The organism is Actinosynnema sp. (genome assembly GCF_052038725.1).
Map to the genome: position 1 here is coordinate 1 of NZ_JBQGCX010000982.1, position 2,382 is coordinate 2,382.

Annotated in this window: 3 protein-coding genes; 1 reads left to right on the top strand and 2 read right to left on the bottom strand. The window is 74.1% G+C overall.

Translation table 11 applies throughout. The annotated features are described in order from the left end of the window. Positions 1-680 (bottom strand): hypothetical protein (locus ACTUAL_RS20835; protein ID WP_440901430.1); only part of this gene is annotated, 680 nt, incomplete at its 3' end. 179 nt (positions 681-859) lie between these two features. Between ACTUAL_RS20835 and ACTUAL_RS20840 the strand changes: the two genes are divergently transcribed. Next, positions 860-1,027, top strand: coding sequence for a hypothetical protein (locus ACTUAL_RS20840; RefSeq protein ID WP_157767607.1), 168 nt, complete (start codon positions 860-862; stop codon positions 1,025-1,027). A 44-nt stretch (positions 1,028-1,071) separates the two neighbouring features. Here the strand turns inward: ACTUAL_RS20840 and ACTUAL_RS20845 are convergent, their stop codons facing one another. Next, positions 1,072-1,962, bottom strand: coding sequence for an endo alpha-1,4 polygalactosaminidase (locus ACTUAL_RS20845; RefSeq protein WP_440901431.1), 891 nt, complete (start codon positions 1,960-1,962; stop codon positions 1,072-1,074). Between the last annotated feature and the right edge of the window lie 420 nt (positions 1,963-2,382).

Genomic DNA, 2,382 nt, shown 5'->3' on the forward strand with positions numbered 1-2,382 from the left:
AGCAGCGCGACGTCCAACCACGTCCGCCCCGGCCGCAGCGCCAGCCCGTGCGCGGTCGCGACGTCCCGGTACAGGTCCGCCCAGCGCGGCAGCAGCTCGTCCAGGTGCGCCTTGCAGAACTCGCGCACCCGCGTGTGGTTGGGCAGCGCGCTCTGCAGGATCGCCTGCACGCACACCAGCGGGTCGCTGCGCAGCGCCTCCAGCTCGGCCCGCGCGAGCAGCCTGACCAGTTCGCCGAGGCTCACCTGCCCGATCATCGCGGTGGTCGCCGCCCGCACCCCGTCCATCCGCCGCAGCTGGGGGGTCAGCCGGACCACGTACGAGATGAGGTCCTCGCTGTACCGGTCCTTGCGCTCCCAGCGGTGCCGGAACATGTTCACGCTCAGCAGCAGCTCCTGCGCCTCCGGGCGGGCGAGCACGCGCTCGCGCGAGAGGGAGTCGAACAGCCGCGACGGGGTCCCGTGGTCGAAGTCCGGGCCGGTGTGCTGGATCAGGTCCTCGCGCAGCAGGTCCAGGCCGATCTCCAGGAACGCCCGCGTCTCCGGGCTGTTCGCCAGCTTCGCCCTGGTGCGCGCCATCATGCCGGTGCCGATGTCGCGCAGCACCGGACCGAGGTCGTCCAGCCCGTCCACCACCCCTGTATTGGACTCCGGCATTCCTCCCGGCCTTTCTCCGGTCACCCGGAAGAGGGGACCCGAGTCGGTTCCCGCGTTCTGGGGTGGATATCCGGGTGCGCCCACTCGGTGTTACCCGAGTGGACCCGCTCACTTCGGTCCGCTACCGCAAGTCGGCTTGGACTGTGGCGCGTTCGGGTGGTCATCATGGAAATCGGGGGAATTTCCGCGAACGGAGGTCCGGGATGTACATCACGCTGCGATTGAGGTCGGTGGTTCGGCTGTCGCTCGGGTCGGCCGCCGCGGGCGCCGTCCTGGTCACCGCGCTGTTCGTGACCGCGGGGGTGGGGACGGCTCCGCAGGGGCCGCCTGCGGTGTCGGTGGCCCCCGCGGTCCAGCCGGTGCGCCCCTGACGGGCGGCCGGACGCGGGCGGGCGCCGACGGGGCCGGGGGAGGGCTAGCGGCAGGGCGTCCAGGGGGTGGCCTTGAGCGAGAGCTGCTTGAGGACCGCGCTGCGCCCGGCCGCGTTCGCCTGGGCGCAGAACCCGCCCGTGCGCGCGCCCCGGTCGGAGTACTCGATCTGCACGACCGGCTTGCCCGCGTCCAGGAACGGCTTGAGCAGCCCGCACTCGTCGAACTGCCCGCACTGCTCGTTCACCGCGAAGTCGAAGTTCCCGACGAGGTCCTTGACCTGGTCCAGGTCGTTCTTCAGCCCGACCGCGAGCCCGTGCTTGCGCGCCACGGCCGCGATCGAGCGGTTGTACCTGAGCTGGTGCGCGGCGGTCAGCGGGAAGCCGGTGCTGTTGGCCCAGCCGTCGACGTTGTCGAACTCGACCGCGTCGAACCCGGCCCTCGCGCACTGGGCGACGCGCGCCTCCACGATCGGCAGCAGCGCGGCGGTGTCGCGCACGTCCAGCCACTTCTCGCCGGGCCACTCGTCCACGTCCGCGCCCTTGACCGAGGCCGGGTAGGCGGCGGCGTCCGGCCGCCACCGCTCCCAGGTGCCCGCGTCGACGTAGCAGACCGCGCGGGCGCCGACCCCGTGGACGGCCTGCACGGCGGCGGCGTTCGGCGTCCGCCCGTCCGGCCCGTGCAGGTCGATCTCGTACACCGTCGGCTTCACGCACGACGGCCCACCGGTCGCGGGCCTGCCGCACGGGCTGATCGTGATGCCACCTGCCGTGCCGGCGCCGCTGGAGGCGGGGTTGAGCTGGTACTGCCACCGGTCGGCCTTCACCGGCCGCCACGACGGCGAGGCCGCGTCGGCCGCGGGCGCCGCGATGGCGACCGTCGCGAGCAGGGCGGCCACGAAGGCGGCGAGGTTCCGCTCGGTGGTGCGCAGGCGCATGGAACACCTTCCCGGTGTCTGGCGTGACCGACCCCGGCCACAACGACCCGCCCCACCCGCACCTGAGCGGACCCCGGACGAGGCACCCAGGCGTGGACGCGCACGAGCGGTCACGGGCCAACCGCGCATTCGCGCACACCTGGCAAACCGAGCAGCGCTCATCCGAGCACCCCGCCGTGACACCGCAGGGCCAGCGCTCACACCCCGCCTGCCCGCGCCCCTGCTGCCCGCGGCCGGTTGCCCGCGCCCACCGGTCCGCCGCCCACCTGCCCGCTGCCCACCAGCCCGCGGCGTTCAGCCGCCCCCGGCCCTCACGCGATCACCACCGCCCCCCCCCCCCCCCCCCACCCCCCCCGCACCACCATGTACGCCCCGGCCCCCCGCCCCCCCCCCGTCACCCCCCGCAACGGGGCCCCCCCC